Source organism: Ruegeria sp. H6 (genome assembly GCF_056532975.1).
Genome location: NZ_JBQFOA010000008.1, coordinates 96826 through 115029 on the forward strand (window position 1 = coordinate 96826; position 18204 = coordinate 115029).

Annotated in this window: 19 protein-coding genes; 6 read left to right on the top strand and 13 right to left on the bottom strand. The window is 59.4% G+C overall.

The window, feature by feature from the left end:
• Positions 1-47: 47 nt before the first annotated feature.
• Positions 48-377 (top strand): hypothetical protein, encoded by a 330-nt coding sequence (locus ACR0AG_RS14475; protein WP_480840098.1) that lies wholly within the window; start codon positions 48-50, stop codon positions 375-377.
• Between the two features lie 13 nt (positions 378-390).
• Here ACR0AG_RS14475 and ACR0AG_RS14480 read toward each other — a convergent pair whose 3' ends face one another.
• Complete coding sequence (locus ACR0AG_RS14480) at positions 391-891, bottom strand: potassium channel family protein (protein WP_480840100.1); 501 nt, start codon at positions 889-891, stop codon at positions 391-393.
• 66 nt (positions 892-957) lie between these two features.
• Positions 958-1872 carry an oxygen-dependent tRNA uridine(34) hydroxylase TrhO gene (gene trhO, locus ACR0AG_RS14485; protein WP_480840102.1) on the bottom strand — a complete coding sequence of 305 codons (915 nt, stop codon included), beginning with the start codon at positions 1870-1872 and terminating at the stop codon, positions 958-960.
• Positions 1873-1970: 98 nt separating this feature from the next.
• On the opposite strand from trhO, the gene pncA reads away from it, so the two are divergent.
• Positions 1971-2564 carry a bifunctional nicotinamidase/pyrazinamidase gene (gene pncA / locus ACR0AG_RS14490; RefSeq protein ID WP_480840104.1) on the top strand — a complete coding sequence of 198 codons (594 nt, stop codon included), beginning with the start codon at positions 1971-1973 and terminating at the stop codon, positions 2562-2564.
• On the opposite strand, the gene ACR0AG_RS14495 is transcribed toward pncA, so the two are convergent.
• On the bottom strand, positions 2561-3094 hold the full coding sequence (locus tag ACR0AG_RS14495) for a hypothetical protein (RefSeq protein WP_480840107.1): 534 nt from the start codon (positions 3092-3094) through the stop codon (positions 2561-2563). The two genes, pncA and ACR0AG_RS14495, sit on opposite strands and share 4 nt — an antisense overlap.
• Positions 3095-3255: 161 nt before the next feature.
• Between ACR0AG_RS14495 and pncB the strand changes: the two genes are divergently transcribed.
• Positions 3256-4548: a nicotinate phosphoribosyltransferase gene (gene pncB / locus ACR0AG_RS14500; RefSeq protein WP_480840109.1), complete on the top strand. Its 1293-nt coding sequence runs from the start codon at positions 3256-3258 to the stop codon at positions 4546-4548.
• Positions 4549-4550: 2 nt separating this feature from the next.
• Here pncB and ACR0AG_RS14505 read toward each other — a convergent pair whose 3' ends face one another.
• The 6 genes from ACR0AG_RS14505 to ACR0AG_RS14530 are packed head-to-tail and all read right to left on the bottom strand — an operon-like array spanning position 4551 to position 11963.
• The gene (locus ACR0AG_RS14505) at positions 4551-6002 is read right to left on the bottom strand and encodes an aldehyde dehydrogenase family protein (protein ID WP_480840111.1); all 1452 of its coding nucleotides are present in this window, start codon (positions 6000-6002) and stop codon (positions 4551-4553) included.
• 33 nt (positions 6003-6035) lie between these two features.
• Positions 6036-7634 (bottom strand): ABC transporter ATP-binding protein, encoded by a 1599-nt coding sequence (locus tag ACR0AG_RS14510; protein WP_480840114.1) that lies wholly within the window; start codon positions 7632-7634, stop codon positions 6036-6038.
• Positions 7631-8446, bottom strand: coding sequence for an ABC transporter permease (locus tag ACR0AG_RS14515; RefSeq protein ID WP_480840116.1), 816 nt, complete (start codon positions 8444-8446; stop codon positions 7631-7633). The genes ACR0AG_RS14510 and ACR0AG_RS14515 overlap by 4 nt, the downstream gene beginning before the upstream one ends.
• Positions 8443-9390 carry an ABC transporter permease gene (locus tag ACR0AG_RS14520; RefSeq protein WP_480840118.1) on the bottom strand — a complete coding sequence of 316 codons (948 nt, stop codon included), beginning with the start codon at positions 9388-9390 and terminating at the stop codon, positions 8443-8445. Before ACR0AG_RS14520 ends, ACR0AG_RS14515 begins: the two co-directional genes overlap by 4 nt.
• A 40-nt stretch (positions 9391-9430) precedes the next feature.
• Entirely contained in the window at positions 9431-10447 is a 1017-nt protein-coding gene (locus ACR0AG_RS14525) for a hypothetical protein (RefSeq protein WP_480840120.1), read from the bottom strand.
• Between the two features lie 28 nt (positions 10448-10475).
• Complete coding sequence (locus tag ACR0AG_RS14530; protein ID WP_480840122.1) at positions 10476-11963, bottom strand: ABC transporter substrate-binding protein; 1488 nt, start codon at positions 11961-11963, stop codon at positions 10476-10478.
• 170 nt (positions 11964-12133) lie between these two features.
• Here ACR0AG_RS14530 and panB point away from each other — a divergent pair, with 170 nt between their 5' ends.
• From panB to glpK, 3 genes are all read left to right on the top strand, one after another.
• The gene (gene panB, locus ACR0AG_RS14535; RefSeq protein ID WP_480840124.1) at positions 12134-12973 is read left to right on the top strand and encodes a 3-methyl-2-oxobutanoate hydroxymethyltransferase; all 840 of its coding nucleotides are present in this window, start codon (positions 12134-12136) and stop codon (positions 12971-12973) included.
• Positions 12970-13815: a pantoate--beta-alanine ligase gene (gene panC / locus ACR0AG_RS14540; protein ID WP_480840127.1), complete on the top strand. Its 846-nt coding sequence runs from the start codon at positions 12970-12972 to the stop codon at positions 13813-13815. Before panB ends, panC begins: the two co-directional genes overlap by 4 nt.
• Before the next feature lie 69 nt (positions 13816-13884).
• Positions 13885-15363, top strand: coding sequence for a glycerol kinase GlpK (gene glpK, locus ACR0AG_RS14545; RefSeq protein ID WP_480840129.1), 1479 nt, complete (start codon positions 13885-13887; stop codon positions 15361-15363).
• Here the strand turns inward: glpK and smpB are convergent.
• From smpB to ACR0AG_RS14565, 4 genes are all read right to left on the bottom strand, one after another.
• Positions 15360-15836, bottom strand: a complete 477-nt coding sequence (smpB, locus tag ACR0AG_RS14550) for an SsrA-binding protein SmpB (protein WP_170568500.1) — start codon at positions 15834-15836, stop codon at positions 15360-15362. The two genes, glpK and smpB, sit on opposite strands and share 4 nt — an antisense overlap.
• Positions 15837-15894: 58 nt before the next feature.
• Positions 15895-16437 (bottom strand): isopentenyl-diphosphate Delta-isomerase, encoded by a 543-nt coding sequence (locus ACR0AG_RS14555; protein WP_480840132.1) that lies wholly within the window; start codon positions 16435-16437, stop codon positions 15895-15897.
• 204 nt (positions 16438-16641) lie between these two features.
• Positions 16642-17055, bottom strand: coding sequence for a c-type cytochrome (locus ACR0AG_RS14560; RefSeq protein WP_480840134.1), 414 nt, complete (start codon positions 17053-17055; stop codon positions 16642-16644).
• Between the two features lie 113 nt (positions 17056-17168).
• Positions 17169-18176, bottom strand: coding sequence for a P1 family peptidase (locus ACR0AG_RS14565; RefSeq protein ID WP_480840136.1), 1008 nt, complete (start codon positions 18174-18176; stop codon positions 17169-17171).
• Between the last annotated feature and the right edge of the window lie 28 nt (positions 18177-18204).

An 18204-nucleotide genomic window follows, 5' to 3' on the forward strand; every position in this document is an offset into this window, starting at 1 on the left:
TAAAATGTTCTATATTTGTTCCTATGTGGAACGGAGGTTTTCGAGCTATGACCAACGCTGCCCGTCAAAGCTGGTTCGATGCACCCAGCAACGATTATCATCTGCTGCCGGTAACAGACCGGCAAATGCGCTTTGCCCGCGCCATCGCCGAGCAATCCGCGATGGAGATCCCGGTCGAGGCGAAGCGAGATCGCAAGTCCCTGTCCGACTGGATTTCGGCAAACAAACCGCACGATCCGTCGCCTTTCGCGAACTATCCGACAGGCAAGCAAGTGGCCTTTGCAGAACGAATTTCCCGGACCAAGCGTCGCCCGATCCCGTCCGAGTGTTTCCGCGACAAACAATTGATGTCCCGGTGGATTGACGCGAACAAATAAGTCGGCCGATCCCTCAATGCTCGTGATTGCGCGCATAAAGCGCGACGGCTGCCGCGACGAAAACGCCCAATAGGATGTAGCCTGTAACCGCCTCGAACACCGCCAAACCGCGGCACAGTCCAGTGGGGGCCATGTCGCCGTATCCTACGGTTGTGAAGGTCACATACGAGAAATAGAGGATGTCAGCGGGTCCATTCGCGCCGACAACACACAGATCGTTATAGCCGAACGCGCCATAGACGGCGGCAAACAGGAACGGCACGACCTGGATGAACGACACCCCCATGAGGAACAGAAGCCTTTTTGGGGATTTTACCTGCGTCATGTAGAACCACGATTGCGAGATCAGCCAAAGGACCAGCCCAACGGCGGCGATGGTTCCAATCGTGTCACCTGCGGCGGCTTCGCTCAGGCGCGACAGGCCGAACCACGCCAGAAAGCTGGCAACGACCAGCCCCAAAGCGGCGTAGAGCGTCGATTTCCATTCTTCCAGAGTTTTGGGTTCGCGGGACATGTGTTCTCCGAATATCGGCCTGACCGCGATCATCAGCCGGGCAGAGGCCGTCCGCAAGCCAAATGATCAGGCAATTCCGTCCGAGCCCAAATGCTCGGTCCCACGGGTTCTGGCCAAAAGTATCTGCTTTTGACGCTCACGAAAGCGCGCCTTGTCCTGATCTGAGGTCTCATTGATGCAGCGATGGCAGGTCACGCCATGTTCGTATTCGGGGCGCTTCATGTCTTCGGGCAGGATCGGGCGACGGCATCCGTGGCACAGCTTGTGCGGCCCCTCGATCAGCCCGTGCCCAACCGAAACGCGATTGTCGAAAACAAAGCACTCGCCCTGCCATGTGCTGTCATCTGCCGGCATTTCTTCGAGATAGCGCAGGATGCCGCCTTTGAGGTGATAGACATCCTCGACCCCCTGTCCCAACAGGTAATTGGTCGATTTCTCGCACCGAATGCCCCCGGTGCAGAACATCGCCACACGTTTGTTGTGGAACCGGTCCTTGTTGTGCTGCCACCATTCCGGGAATTCGCGGAAGCTGGCGGTTTCAGGGTCTATTGCGCCCTCAAACGTCCCAATCGCCACCTCGTAGTCGTTGCGCGTATCGATCACCACCACATCGTCTGAGCGGATCAGATCGTTCCAGTCTTCGGGCTCGACATAGTGCCCAACGCTGGCGCGCGGATCCACGTCGGGCTGGCCCATTGTGACGATCTCTTTCTTCAGCCGCACTTTCATCTTGCCGAATGGCGGATGGTCCGAGGTTGCCTCTTTCCACTCCAACCCCGAACAACCGGGCAAGGCACGAATATGCGCCAGTACCGCGTCGATACCGGCGCGCGGGCCTGCAATCGTGCCATTGATCCCCTCATGCGCCAGCAACAGGGTGCCTTTAACTTCTTCGGCCTGGCACAGGGTCATCAGGGCCGGGCGCAGGACATCCGGGTCGGGAAAACGGGTAAAATGATATAGAGCCGCGATCGTATACATGCGCGCGATCTAATCCCATGGCCCGAAAGACGCAAGAGATTGCATTGACGGATGCCACCCGTCCCCATACCGATAGAGGCAGAAAACGGAGGTCCCCGATGTCGCACGCCCTGCTTGTCATAGATGTTCAGAATGATTTCTGCCCGGGCGGCGCGCTTGCTGTCGAAACCGGGGACGAGATCGTGGCCCCGATCAACGCCATGATGGACGATTTTGATGCCGTGATTCTGACGCAGGACTGGCACCCGGCGGGCCATTCCTCTTTCGCCAGCTCGCATGCGGGCAAGGCCCCGTTTGAGCTGACCGAGATGCCCTATGGGCCACAGGTTCTCTGGCCGGATCACTGCGTGCAGGGCAGCGATGGCGCCGCGTTTCACCCAAAACTGCGCACAGACGCCGATCTGGTCCTACGCAAAGGCTTTCGCAGCGCAATCGACAGCTATTCCGCCTTTTTCGAGAATGACCAGACCACACCCACAGGACTGAAAGGGTATCTCGAAACACGTGGAGTAGATCGGCTGACGCTGGTCGGACTGGCCACGGATTTCTGCGTTCACTTTTCCGCCGTGGATGCAGCGCGGCTTGGGTTTGAGGTGACTGTTCGGCATGATGCATGCCGCGCGATTGACATGGATGGTTCGCTGGCCGCAGCACAACAGGCCATGCAGGCCGCCGGTGTCACGCTGGCTTAGGGGGTCGCACCACGTTCGGCCAGATATTTCAAGGTCACGAACACGACAACCGCCAGCCCAAAGGCAAAGCCCAGACGCCCCGGAACAGTCCGACGTGATGCCCGCGAAGGCAATGCTGGTTCAGACTGTGCGTCCGCCACAGGTTCAGATACGCGTGTGTCTTCGCCGGGTCGCGCGGTGCGCACGTGGTTGAGAAAGTGCCAGAAATCGAACTCACCACAATATTCGCCTTGAACACCCATATTCCGGATATTGGCAAACAATCGTCTGAGGATGCGCTCGCGATCTTCAGCCTCGGATGCCGGATAGATGCCGGACTCGGCCTCTTGGCCTCGGGTTTCCAGGCTAAAGCCGGATTCCTCGAAGATTCTGCGAATCTTAGGAGACGCTGCTCGCAAAGCATCTGCAGTTCTGACATCGCGGAACTGCGCGCGAACGGGTCGGTTTCCTGTGACCGCTGATACAGCGTGTTCAGGATCGACCTCATCTGGCGCTATGGCGACGATATCAAAGTCGTACTCGAGACCCATTCACAAACTTCAACTCAGTTAACGTTCCCACCTCGCTACCGCGCAAGGCGCACACATATTAAGCCCGCAATGTGACTTGACCTAGGCATTGTTACCAATTTGGCGACTCTTGCCAATCACCGCGTCGATTGATCTAACAACAGAAATTGCAGGAGCCCCCTATGGTCGACATTGCGACGCGCGTCTACAATCACAAATGGAAGATAGACCCGATTGTAAGGTCTTTAATCGACACGGATTTCTACAAACTGCTGATGTGCCAGTCAGTGTTTCGAAATAAGCCCCAAACCGATGTCACATTTTCGCTGATCAACCGCTCGAATCACGTGCCGCTGGCCCGTTTGATCGACGAAGGCGAGCTGCGCGAACAGTTGGACCATATCCGATCCCTGAGTCTCAGCCGCGGCGAAAGCACCTGGCTGCGCGGCAATACGTTCTATGGAAAACGTCAGATGTTCCGGTCGGATTTCATGGAATGGTTCGAGGATCTACGCTTGCCGCCCTATCACCTGGAACGCCGGGGCGATCAGTACGAATTGACCTTTGAGGGCAAGTGGCACGAGGTCATGCTGTGGGAAATCCCCGCGCTGGCGGTGTTGATGGAACTGCGCTCGCGCGCGGTGCTGAACGACATGCGCCGGTTCGAACTGCAGGTGCTATACGCCCGCGCGATGACCCGCGTCTGGGAAAAGATCGACCAATTGCGCGGGATCGAAGGCCTTGGAATCGCCGACTTTGGCACCCGGCGCCGCCATTCCTTCCTGTGGCAGGACTGGTGCGTACAGGCGATGATCGAAGGGCTGGGGCCTGCATTTACCGGTACATCAAACTGCCTGATCGCCATGCGGCGCGAGGTTGAGGCCATCGGCACCAACGCCCATGAATTGCCGATGGTGTATTCTGCGCTGGCCGAAAATGACGAGGAACTGGCCCAGGCGCCCTATGACGTTCTCAGCGACTGGCACGAAGAACATGATGGCAACCTGCGCATCATCCTGCCTGACACCTATGGCACCAAGGGGTTTCTGGATCGCGCGCCGGACTGGTTGGCGGGTTGGACAGGTATCCGGGTCGACAGTGGCGATCCCGCCACCGGCGGTGAGATCGCAATCGACTGGTGGAAATCACGAGGCGAGGACCCGACGCAGAAGCGGATCATCTTTTCCGATGGGCTGGACGTCGACAAGATCAAGGACCTGCACGCGCAGTTTGCCGGTCGGGTCAACGCCTCATTCGGTTGGGGCACTCTGTTGACCAACGATTTCCGCGGCCTTGTCCCGAATGATGCGTTGGCGCCGTTTTCTCTTGTCTGCAAAGCCGTGTCCGCAAATGGGCGGCCCACGGTGAAATTGTCGGACAACCCTGAAAAAGCCATGGGCCCCGCCGATCAGATCGAACGGTACAAAAGGGTTTTCGGCGTGGGTGCTCAGCAACCCATCGAGGTGATCGTCTGAGCTTAGCCGTGATAGGCTGCGACCGTCTTCAGCTGGGAGAACCCGAAAAGCGCCTCGAACCCTTTTTCGCGGCCATGGCCGGATTTGCCAACACCGCCAAAGGGCAGCTCAACTCCACCGCCCGCGCCATAGTTGTTCAGAAAGACCTGCCCGGATCGCAGCCCTTTGGCCAATCGCATCTGGCGCGCACCATCACGGGTCCAGACGCTGGCGACAAGGCCATAATCGGTGCTATTCGCTATGGTTAGAGCCTGTTCTTCGGTGTCAAACGGGATCAGAACCTGAACCGGGCCAAAGATTTCATCCTGCGCCAGAACATGGTCGGGCGCGACATCCGCAAACAGCGTTGGGCGCACATAAGCCACGGTTTCAGGCGCATCGTCGACGATATGACCTTGGGCGGCGATTGTCAGATCCGCGCCTTTCTCAAGAAAACGGCTGACGATTTCTTTTTGCCTCGCCGAGATCAATGGGCCAACCCGCAGATCATCCTGGGCCGGGCCAACCGTCAATTGCTGATATGCTTGAGCCATGCGGGTTTTGACCTCGTCATACACGCCACGCTGCACCAGTATCCGCGATGAGGCCGAACAGGTCTGACCCGCATTCTGGATGCCCGCATTCACCAGAAACGGCAGCGCCGCGTCCAGATCAGCATCGTCAAAGACCAACTGCGGGGACTTTCCTCCCAGCTCCAGCGTCACCGGCACCACATTTCGTCCGGCGGCCTGCTGCACCAGCGCGCCGGTCGCAACCGAACCGGTGAACGAGATATGATCAATGCCGGGATGTCCGGACAGCGCCGCACCGGCCTCGGCCCCCAAACCCGGCACGACGTTCAGCGCGCCGGCGGGCAATCCAGCCTCGACCGCAAGATGCGCAAATGCGAGCGCGGTCAGGCAGGCTTCTTCCGCCGGTTTTAGCACGCAGGCATTGCCCATCGCCAGCGCCGCACCCACGGAACGCCCGATGATCTGCATGGGATAGTTCCACGGCACGATATGCCCCGTCACGCCGTGCGGTTCGCGCAGGGTATAGACGGTGTAGCCGTCCAGATAGGGGATGGTTTCGCCCGTCACCTTATCCGCTGCCCCGCCGTAAAATTCGCAATACCGCGCAAGCGCCACCGCATCCGCACGCGCCTGAGTCAGCGGTTTGCCCACATCCATGGCCTCAAGCTGTGCAAGGTCATCGACGCGATCCAGAACCAACTGCCCCAGCCGCGTCAGAATGCGACCTCTCTCGAACGCGGGCATCCGCCCCCATTCGCCGTTCAATGCGGCCCGAGCAGCCGTGACCGCAGCGTCGATATCCGCTGCATCGCCACGCGCAATCTGGCAAATCTCGACCCCGTCGGATGGGTTGATCAGGGGCAATGTAGTGCCCGAGGTCGGAGCAACCCATTGCCCTCGGATCAGGCAAAGGGACGGATCAAACCATGGCATTTGGGTCATTGGACACTCCGATTCAGGCTCTAACTAGGGGTTTCAAGCGGCACCTGTTCTGATTTCCGGCAAGGTTGGCGCAGCCGCAATCAGCTTTTGGGTATAGGGATGCTGGGGGTCGGTAAAGACATCTTCGGTCATGCCCTGTTCGACAATTTGGCCCGCCTGCATGACCATGACACGATCGGTGATCGTGCGCACAACGCTTAGATCGTGGCTGATGAACAGATAGGTCAGGTTGTATTCCGCGCAGAGTTCAGCCAGCAAATCCAGGATTTGCGCCCGCACGGAGACATCAAGAGCCGAAACCGCCTCGTCAAACAGGATCAATTCGGGGCGGATGATCAGGGCACGGGCAATGGCAATACGCTGACGCTGTCCGCCCGAAAACTCATGGATATAGCGATCCGCATCATCGGGGGACAGGCCCACGGCGGTCAGCATCTCGGCAATGCGATCCTGCCGTTCAGATGCCGAGGGTTGCGTTTGCAGCAGGTGAAACGGCTCGGTGATCAGGCGCGACACGCGATGGCGGGGGTTGAAGCTGCCGTAAGGGTCCTGAAACACCACCTGCATCTTGCGCCGCACCGAAAGATCCGGCTTGTGTCCAGAAAAGACCGGCCTGCCATCCAACAAGATTTGTCCGCTTTGAACCTCTTCAAGTCCCAAAATGGCCCGAGTTAGTGTCGATTTTCCACAACCAGACTCTCCGACCAACCCCAAGCGCTCACCTGTGTTCAAGGTAAAGCTTATACCATCAACCGCGCGGTGATGGTTGGGTGGCTCAAACAGTTTATTTCGCGGCAGGCGATAGTCCCGAACTACATTCGTGACTTCCAGCAAGGGTCGCGGAACTGGTGCCGTGGGCAACGCGACCTGATGGCCAGAGGCTGCGAACAACATCCGGGTATAGGGGTGCTGCATATGTTGCAGCAGATGGTCGGTCGCACCGGTCTCGACGACTTCACCATGGCGCATGACGACGATGCGGTCCGCCATGTCCGACACCACGGCCAGATCATGGGTGATCATCAGCATCCCCATCCCGAACTCGGACACCAACCCTTTGAGCAGATTGAGGATTTGCGCCTGCGTCGTGACATCCAGCGCGGTGGTCGGTTCGTCGGCGATCAACAGGCGGGGGCGCAGGGCGATGGCCATCGCGATCACCACTCGCTGCCGTTGCCCGCCCGACAGCTCGTGCGGATAGCGTGACAGGGGGAAACGGTCTGATGGCAGACCGACGCGGGCCAGAACCTCTTTGACCCTGTCCCGCGCCTGATCAGGGGGCATGGCCTTGTGGATCAGGATGGTCTCCATCACCTGATCCCCGATGGTCTTAACCGGGTTCAGGGCCGTCATCGGTTCCTGAAACACCATGCCAATGGCCGCCCCGCGCAAGGCACACATCTGTTCCTCGGGGTGACCCACCAGTTCCTGCGCATCCAATTGGATCGCGCCTTGAATCCCGGCCCCATTTGGCAGCAGCTGCATCACCGACAGCGCCGTCATCGACTTGCCCGAGCCGCTTTCGCCAGTGACGGCCACGATCTCACCCGGATTGATGGACAGGTTCACCTGCTTCAGGATCGGCTGATCGTGAATGGTGACCGACAGGTCTTTGACATCCAGCAAGCTCATGCGCGGGCCACCCTGATCCTTGGGTCCAGCCAGTCGCGCAGCCCGTCCCCCAGCAGGTTCAGGCCCAGTACCGTGACAATGATCGCCAAGCCGGGAATCAGAGCCAAATGCGGGGCAAAACTGACCATTGTCTGCGCATCGGCCAGCATCCGACCCCAGCTGGGTGTCGGTGGTTGCGCCCCTAACCCGACATAGGACAACCCGGCTTCGGCCAGAATACCCAGGCTGAACTGGATGGTGCCCTGCACAATCAACAGATTGGCCACATTGGGCAGGATATGTTCCGCAGAAATACGTGCCGCGCCTTTGCCCGACACACGGGCGGCCAAAATGAACTCACGCTCCCACAGCGAAAGGGCCGCGCCACGGGTGATGCGGGCGAAGACGGGAATGTTGAAGATGCCGATGGCGATGATCGCATTGATCGCCCCTGCGCCAAACACGGCAGTGATCAGGATGGCAATAACCAGCGACGGGAAGGCAAAGATCAGGTCATTGCCGCGCATGATCACCTCGTCCAGCCACAACCCCTTTTGCGCGGCCGCCCACAGGCCCAGCGGCACGCCCAGCGCCATGCCAATCCCAACCGCGACCAGCGCCACGGCGATCGAGGTCCGCGCGCCCACCATGATCATCGAGAACATGTCGCGCCCGAAATGATCGGTGCCGAACCAGTTTTGCGCATTTGGCACTTGCAGCTTGGACGGGATGTCCAAAGCCGCATGGTCATAGGGTGTCCAGACGAAGGAAGTCAACGCCGCCAGCACAACCAGCGACGACAGCGCCGCGCCAAGGATGAGATTGCGGCTCATGTTCGGCTCCTCAGCCGCGGATCAACGGCGGCATAGGCAAGATCGACCAGGAAGTTCACGGTGATCACGGCAAAAACCAGCAGCATGACAACGGATTCGACGACGATCAGATCACGGGCCGAGATGGCCTGAAACACAAGTCGCCCAAGGCCGGGCAGATAGAATACCTGCTCGATAATGATCGAGCCCGCCAGCAGGAACGAGAATTGCAACCCGATGATGGTCAGCACCGGGATTAGCGCATTGCGCACCCCGTGCCGCCACAGCGCCTGTCGACGGGTAAGGCCTTTGGCCCGCGCGGTGCGCATGAAATCCTCGCCCAGAATATCCAACAGGGCCGAACGCATGACCCGCGCCAATATCGCCGCCTGTGGCAACGCCAAGGCGATGGCAGGCAATGTCAGCGAATGCAGCCCGGCCCAGATCCCGGTCTCCCACCCGGCAAAACCACCGGCATTGAACCAACGCAGGTTGATGGCGAAAATCAGTACAAGCATCATTGCAAACCAGAAATTGGGTACGGCGATGCCCAACTGCGTTGCCCCCATAACCGCCACATCACCCGGCTTACCACGGCGCGCGGCGGCATAGATCCCGGAGGGAAAGGCGATCAAGGTGGACAGGGTCAGCGCATAAAGCGCCAGCGGCAGCGACACCCACAACCGGTCCGCGATCATCTGCGACACTGGTGTGCGATAGGTGTATGAGGTGCCAAAATCTCCGGTCAGCATCCCGCCGACCCAGTTAAAATACCGCTGGGTTTTCGACACATCCAAGCCCAGCTCGGCCCGGAGGGCGGCCAGCGTATCCTCTTGCGCGTTGACGCCCAGCATGAACGACGCCGGATCACCCGGTGCAACCTCGATCACTGCAAAGATCACGACCGAGGCAACCACAAGGCTGACAAGTAATGAAATCAAACGTTTGAGCGCGTAGCGTAGCATTGGCAACAGGTTAAGTGCCCGGGCTTTGCCGGTGCAACACCTACTTGTAGAGCAAGCGTTCCTTTCGGACCAAATCTATCGCACAGGACGAAAGCTGTGCCGCTGGCGCGCTGTCGGCCAGCCATTCAAGGTTGGTCTCTGTCCGGGCCAAGGCCGCGCGGCGCAAGACCATCAGCCGTGCGCGTGGGCTGTCCAGAAATCGATCCTGCGGGATTACGGTTTCCAGTGGGCTATCGATGCGGATGACCTCGAAATACCCCCCCGACAGGGCAAGAAACGCAAAAGCGCAGGCTGGGGCCTCGTTTTCGCACTGATCCGAGCATAGCTGTGCCACCGGGCGCGTTGCCTCAGACGTCATCAACCAGCTTTCAACTGCCCCGCGCCAGGGATTTTCAGGGGAAAGGTCGCCGTATCCCAGGCCAAGCGCCAACACACCGGCCATGCCCAGCGCCTGATCCGAAGAGGCTTTGACCGGTTCGGGCTGAATATGCCGCAAAGCAGCCAGACCGTCACCGCGCGGCTCGGGCTCGACAGACAGATAGGTCAGATAGGGCTTGAGGTCCCACATCAGACCTGCATCAGCCAATAGATGCGCACGCAGGTCAGCATCACCATAAAGCGCCGCGATGCGTGTCGGATAGTCGGTGGCCTGGTGCTCTCCCGACGCGTTGAGCTGTTTGATCAGATACGGATCTGGCGTGGGGCGTTTGGCCGCCAGCAGTGCTTGCGCCAGCGGATTGCCCGCGTCAGCCTCGACCCTTAGCCATGAGCGGCCAAAGTTGCTGTGATCCCGCAAGCGAAACAGCGCACGCGATTGCTCGGGCGTCAGGGACTGCCGATAAGGGGAGGGTCCAAGATCCGCCGTCTCGATCCTTCCAAGCAAAAGACGAGCCTGGGCGTTCCCATCGTTGGCAAGCTTTGCCAACAAGGGTAATGCCTGCGCATCGTTTCCGGCCAGCCAAAGCGCGACCGCCTGCTCCAGGGGCGAATCTGCTTTGGCCTGCGGTGCCACCAACGCCAGCACCGCCACGACCAGCGCGGTGAAGAAGGGCCTCATCGTTTTGTCCCTCTCTCGGCCGTGCAGTCTATTCGTCCCAGCTGATCGCGGTCAGGTCGATGGCCGCGGTCGGAGCGTTCGCCCACAGACCCTGAATACCGGCTTTGGCCACGCCCAGCTTGGCCAGCTGGAACAGGTAGCCGTTCACATAGTCATCCGCGATCAGGCGTTGTGCCTCGCCCATCAGACGGGCGCGCTCCTCAGGATCAGTGGTCATGTTCAGCGTATCCATCAGCGCCTGGAAATCGGTGCTTTCATATTGGAAATAATAGTCAGGCCGCGCATAGATGTTGATGTCCATCGGTTCGGTATGGCTGACAATGGTCAGGTCGAACTCTTTGCCTTTGAAGACCGATTCCAGCCATTGTGCCCATTCCACGTTGATGATCTCGGCGGTGATCCCCACATCTGCCAACTGGGCTGCGATGATTTCACCTCCGCGACGTGCATAAGACGGCGGCGGCAGGTGCAATGTGGTTTCAAACCCGTCGGCATAGCCTGCCTCGGCCAACAGGGCCCGCGCTTTGTCCGGGTCATAAGCGGAATTGCCGGTCAGTTCGACATAGGCCGGGTTGTGGGGGGCGAAATGGGTGCCAATGGGCGTGCCATATCCAAACATTGCCCCATCGATGATCGCCTGGCGGTCGATGGCATGGGCCAGCGCTTGCCGGACGAGAATGTCATCAAACGGCGCCTGTTTGTTGTTGGTGGACAGGATCGTCTCACCCTCGGTCGAGCCGACAAGCACCTGAAAGCGCGGATCGGCCTCGAACTGGGGCAGGTTTTCGGGTGCAGGAAAGTTCTCATAGTAGTCCACATCTTCGGCCATAACGGCAGCGAAGGCAGCGGTCGGATCCGGGATGAACTTGAACGTCGCTTTCTCTAACGCGGGTTGATCGCCCCAATAGTCGGGATTGCGGTTCAGTGTGATGCTGTCGCCCTGCACCCAATTGCCAAAGGTATAGGCACCGGTGCCGACCGGGTTGGTCTTGATGTTCTCGATGCTCTCAGGTGCGACAATCACCGCATCGCCCCAGGCCAGGTTAAACAGAAAATTTCCGTTCGGCTCGGATAAGGTGATCTTGACCGTCAGCGGATCCATGACCTCGACGCTTTCGATGCCTGTAAACAACGCTTTCTGCGCATTGGCGCTGTCATCTGCGCGGGCCCGGTCCAGACTGAACTTGACGTCTTCGGCATCCATAGTGGTGCCGTCATGAAAGGTCACGCCATCGTGCAGTTTGAACGTATAGACCGTGCCGTCATCCGAGATTTCCCAGCTTTCGGCCAGACCGGGAACGATCGAACCATCGCCCATGAAACGGGTCAGACCTTCGAAAATATTGGTGTAGACAACCGAATCGATGGCCTGCGCCGCCGCGCTGGTTGGGTCCAGATGTGGCGGCTCAAGCTGTATCGCGATGGTGATATCGGATTTCGCAAGGGCCTGCGTGGCAAACAGGCTGGCACCGACCGCAATGGCCGACGCAAAGGACCGAAACGTCTGCAGTGTCATGAAATTTCTCCCTGTGAATGGTGACATGCCCTGATTTCGGATGGGCTGTTCTGCACCCAATGTCCCTGCAAACCTTGGGTCAATCAAGGAAATGTTCGCGCAAACTGGGTTCCGCTTAATAGGCTGCATCTGCTATGCCGCGCTGCAACATGAACCTTGCCCGAGACGACATGAGCGCCACAGCCCGCAAAAAAGCCCCGAACGCACAGGACATCCGCGCCCGAAAGGGGGGCGAGCCTCTGGTCAGTCTCACCGCCTATACTACGCCGATGGCGCGGTTGATGGATGCCCATTGCGACTTTGTTCTGGTGGGCGACAGCGTCGGCATGGTGCTGCATGGGCTGGACTCGACCCTGTCTGTGACGATGGAGATGATGATCCTGCACGGGCAGGCCGTTGCGCGGGGTCTGGACAAGGCAATGATGGTCATCGACATGCCCTTTGGCAGCTACGAGCACACGCCCGCCGAGGCCTTTCGCAACGCCGCCCGGCTGATGGCCGAGACAGGGGCGGGTGCGGTCAAGCTGGAAGGCGGCGTTGAGATGGCCGAGACCATCCGGTTTCTAGTCAAACGCGGGATCCCCGTCATGGCCCATGTCGGGCTGACCCCTCAGTCCATTCACACGCTGGGCGGCTACAAGGTTCAGGGCCGGGACGCGCAGGCCGAGACCCTGCTGGAGGATGCCCGCGCCGTGGCCGAAGCTGGCGCATTTTCCGTCGTGTTAGAGAAGATCCCACAAGGTCTGGCCGACCGGATCACCGCCGAAGTGGCAATCCCGACCATCGGCATTGGCGCCTCGGCCGGGTGCGACGGGCAGATTTTGGTGGTCGACGATATGGTCGGGTTCTTTACCGCGTTCAAACCCAAATTCGTCAAACGCTATGCCGAGCTTGGGCCACTGGCCGAGGCCGCCATCGCCGAATACGCAGCCGAAGTGCGCGCGCGGGCCTTTCCTGCGGCGGAACATGTTTTCTCCGATCAGGCCCCGGCCAAAAGGTCTGCGCGATGACAGCACAGATCCTCCGCCGCCTTGCCGATTTGCGGGCCCGGACGTCACAATGGCAGGGGAAAACCGTAGGTGTGGTGCCCACGATGGGCGCTTTGCACCAAGGACATTTGTCCTTGGTCGAAGCCGCCAAATCCGAATGCGACCATGTGATCGTGACGATCTTTGTGAACCCCAAACAGTTCAACAGCCCCGAAGATCTGGCCAACTACCCCCGGACCGAGCATGACGATGCAGAAAAACTGGCGCCCTTTGGCGTTGATCTGATCTATGTCCCCGAGCCCGAGGAAATCTATCCCGACGGCTTTGCGACCACAGTTACCGTATCTGGCCTGACTGACATGATGGAGGGGCCGAACCGTCCCGGCCACTTTGAGGGCGTGGCCACCGTGGTGGCGAAACTGTTCCTGCAAACGCAGGCGGATCGAGCCTATTTCGGGGAAAAAGACTATCAGCAACTTATGGTCGTGCGCCGAATGGCCCTGGATCTGGATATTCCCATTCAGGTGATTGGATGCCCAACGGTGCGCGAACCCTCGGGCCTTGCGAAGTCGTCGCGCAATCAAAGGCTGTCCCCGCAGGGTCTGGTCACTGCCGCCCAAAAGCACCGGATCATGACGGACATGGCCGCACGGTTGCACGCAGGCGACGCATTTGCCGACCTCGTGCCAATGGCCAAAGCCGAGCTGCGCGACGCGGGGTTTACCGATGTTGAATATATCGAGTTGCGCTGCGCTGAAACGCTTGAGCCGTTGGGCCATACTGATCGACCTGCCCGGCTGTTCGTTGCGGCCTGGGCGGATGGGGTACGGCTGATCGACAATATCGCTGTTCCGGCGGGGTAAATTCCCCTCTGGCACCGGCGCGTCTGTTTGCGCTAAAGTTCCGCGAAACATCACGGGGAAAGGGCAAGCATGACCTATATTCTGGCTATCGATCAGGGCACTACGTCATCGCGGGCCATTCTGTTTGACGCGCAGATGCAACGGGTGGGCACGGCGCAGCGCGAATTCCCCCAGCATTTTCCGCAGGAAGGCTGGGTCGAGCACGACCCCGAAGATATCTGGAACAGTGTTCTGGCCGTCTGCCGCGAGGTCATGGACCAATCGGGTATCTCAGCCGATCAGATCGCCGGGATCGGCATCACCAACCAGCGCGAAACCACTGTGGTTTGGGATCGCAAGACGGGCGAGGTAATCCACAACGCGATTGTCTGGCAGGATCGCCGCACCGCCGAGATCTGCGAACGCCTGCGCCGCGCCGGGTGCGAAGATGACGTAACAGCGCAAACGGGGCTGTTGCTGGACCCTTATTTCTCGGGGACCAAGCTGAAATGGGTGCTGGATACCGTCCCAGGCTCCCGTGAGCGGGCAGCGGCAGGCGAGTTGCTGTTCGGCACGATCGACACATTCCTGATCTGGCGCCTGACCGAAGGGCGGATGCACAGCACCGACGCAACCAATGCTGCGCGCACCATGCTGTTCGATATCCACAGAGGCAAATGGAGCGCAGATATCTGCGAATTGCTGGATGTGCCCGTTTCCATGCTGCCAGAAGTCCGCGATTGCGCCTCGGACTTTGGCACCACGACCCTGTTTGGCGATGAGATCCCTGTTTTGGGCGTGGCCGGAGACCAGCAGGCCGCCACAATCGGACAGGCCTGTTTTCAACCGGGCATGATGAAATCGACCTATGGCACGGGGTGTTTTGCGCTGTTGAACACGGGCGATCAGCCGGTTGCTTCCAAGAACCGCCTACTGACCACCATCGCTTATCAGCTGGACGGAAAACGCACCTATGCGCTAGAAGGGTCGATCTTTATCGCCGGGGCTGCGGTTCAATGGCTGCGCGATGCGTTGCAGATAATCGAGGCCGCCCCGCAAAGCGGTGAACTGGCCCCGAAAGCAGACCCTAATCAACACGTTGTGCTGGTCCCCGCCTTCACGGGCCTTGGCGCGCCCTATTGGAAACCCGACTGCCGCGGGGCCATGTTTGGCCTGACCCGCAACTCGGGCCGTGCGGAAATCGCGCGCGCAACGCTGGAAAGCATCGCCTTCCAGACTCGCGACCTGTGGCATGCCATGCAGGGTGACTGGGGTGCGGATGCTGACGTGACTCTGCGCGTTGACGGCGGCATGAGCGCGTCGGACTGGACCATGCAGGGTCTGTCAGACTGCCTTGGCGCGCCCGTGGATCGGCCGGTCATGCAGGAAACAACCGCGCTGGGTGCCGCCTGGTTGGCCGGGATGAAAGCGGGCGTTTATCCCGATCAAGCCGGGTTTGCCGACACCTGGGCCTTGGATCGCAAATTTGAACCCGCGCTGTCCGATGCCGACCGCGACGCCGCCTATGCGCGCTGGCAGCGGGCGGTTGAGGCCACGATGGCGTTCTAACTGTGGTCCTTCAGCAGGCGCTGTTTCTGACGTGACCAGTCCCGCTTGGCCTGAGTTTCGCGCTTGTCGTGGGTCTTCTTACCCTTGGCGATGCCGATTTTGATCTTGGCCATGCCCTTGTGGTTGAAATACAGAACCAGCGGCACCAGCGTCATGCCCTTGCGCTGGGTCGCATTCCACAGGTTTGACAGCTCTTTGCGCGACACCAGCAATTTGCGGCGACGGCGTTCTTCGTGCTTGAAGACCTTGGCCTGTTCATACGGCGCGATATAGCTGTTGATCAGCCACAGCTCGCCGTCATCGACCGAGGCATAGCTTTCGGCGATGTTCGACCCGCCTGCACGCAAGGATTTGACCTCGGACCCTTCCAGCATGATGCCGCACTCAAGATCGTCCTCGATTGCATAATCGAAGCGCGCACGCCGGTTTTCGGCAATCACTTTGTAATTCGGGTCTGTCTTTTGCTTGGCCATGACGCGTTGATTTAGGCGGCTTGCGCCTGCCTTGCAAGACAGGCTTTCGCCCGGCACGTCAGGATTTCGCAGAAATGATCAGGTCCGGGCCAAAGATCGTGTCAGCATGATTGTGCAAATAGATCTTGAGCCAGGGCGTAAATCGGTCTGGGTGTCGTTTCACCTCGGCCAGCAGATCATGATAATCGATCCAGCGAATATCCATGACTTCCGCCGGATTAGGCTCGATCTTCAAGGGTCCGCGGACATGGGCAAGGAAGACATCGACCACTTCGTTCTCGACCATGTGGTTGCCGACATCGGCGTGGTATTCCAGCCGGTGCCGGTATTCCGGGTAAAGACCGGTTATCCCCAATTCTTCGCGCAGACGCCGCACCGCGCAGGCGGAGGCGGTTTCGTTCCAATCGGGATGGGTGCAGCAGGTATTCGCCCACAGGCCGGGCGTGTGATATTTGCTCAGCGCGCGCCGTTGCAGCAGAATTTCGGTGCCGCGCACGGCAAAGACAGAAACGGCTTTGTGCTTTAGCCCTTTTTCATGCGCCTCCAGCTTGTCGACGGGCGTCAAATGACCGTCCACCCATGCCGGAATCATCATACCCATTGGTTTTCTCCTGCAGCCGATCCCAAAAGGGGCGATCTTTGTGGAATGGCTTTGGCCTGCTTGGCCTGGCGTGCGTGTTGATGGATGCGGGTTTTAAACCGCATGGCACCAAGGTGACGCTGAATGACGCTTGGATCAATCGCACGAAAGGCCGCAGGGGCTGCGGCCTTTTGAATGGTAGTGTTTGGATAAACAGGCGTGCGATTATTCGCCGGACACACTCACGATATAGGCATAGACGTCTTTGGCGCCTTTCTTGAGCTTGAAGGTCATCTTGGACTTGGCTGAGGTCTCACCCAGATAATCCTTCAGGAACGCTTTGGGGTCCTGGGCATACGCAACAAACGTTTCTTCGTCCCAGACCAGGCCGTTTTCACCCGCGGCGACGATGCTTTCGCCATATTTGAACCCTTCAACAGTGCCTGCGGTGCGCCCCGCGATACCATAGAGGTTAGGACCGGTCTTGCCGCCCTTGACGATGACTTCACCCGCCGGGTCTGCAATCAGATGGCAGGATTTGCATTTGTTGAACGCTTTCTTGCCAGCATCTGCGTCACCTTCAGCATAAGCCGGAAGGGCCAGCAGGCCGGTCATTGCGATAGCTAGGATGCGATTCATGGCATTTGCTCCGATAGAATTGGCTGTGTCCAAAGGACAACCGGCCTTGGGCCGAGTCAATGCGCAGATTGCCGCGTAACGACATCGTGCTGGTCCCGCACGACCCATCAGCTTTAGCTGTTGAGCGCAGTCCAACAAGGAAGCAAATCATCTTTTGCCGGTGTCGCCAGGAAGATCGCGCGCGCGATGGCACGGCTGAGGCACAAAGACGCAGCATGGCCGATCAGGCCCAGCGCATCAGGCGTGCAGGCGCGATCGCCGGTGCTGACACCAAAGACCAGATCCCCATCCCCCAGCGTATGAGCCGGCAGGATTGCACGCGCGATCCCGTCATGAGACGCCACCGCAAGCCGAGAACACTGCTGTTTGGTCAGGGCGGCATCGGTGGCGACAATTGCAATGGTCGTGTTTGTCCTATCCGAAGGCACCCCTTGCATGGCCTGCGCCTTGAGGCTTGGTTGAACCTGTCCTTGACCGGATGACGGGTCAGGACCCAGGCCACCGAACTCTTCACCTTCTTCAAATGGTGCGGCCCAAAAATGGCGTCCTCCGGGTGTTGTAACACTACCCAGCGGGTTGGCCGCCACCAATGCACCTACCGTGACACCATTGTCCAGCACGTAGGATGCAGAGCCCAGACCGCCCTTTTGCATGGCCGCCAAGGCGCCGGTTCCGGCCCCGACCGAGCCCAGATCGAACTGCTCCGACGCCGCTTTGTAGGCGGCTTTACCAAGCGCGCGATAGGGATTGTCTGCCCAGTCCTTGTCCCCGCCATTGATCAGATCGAACAAGATCGCACCGGGCACAATCGGGACTTTGGCTTTGCCGACCGGAAATCCGCGCCCGTCGGCGCGCAGCCCGTCTGAAACACCGGAACAGGCGTCCAACCCAAAGGCGGACCCGCCGGACAGGGCGATGGCGTCAATTTGGTCGACCGTTTTATCCGGGGCCAGCAGATCAGTCTCTCGCGTGCCTGGAGCGCCACCCATCACATGAACCGATGCGGTGAATGGCTGGGCTGCGGTCAGGACCGTTGTGCCGGATTTCAGCGCCGCGTCCTGCGCGTTTCCGACCTTGAGGCCGGGGATGTCTGTAATCAGATTTCTGGGTCCGGCGATCATGGCAGTCGGTTGAAAAGCGCGCCGGGGC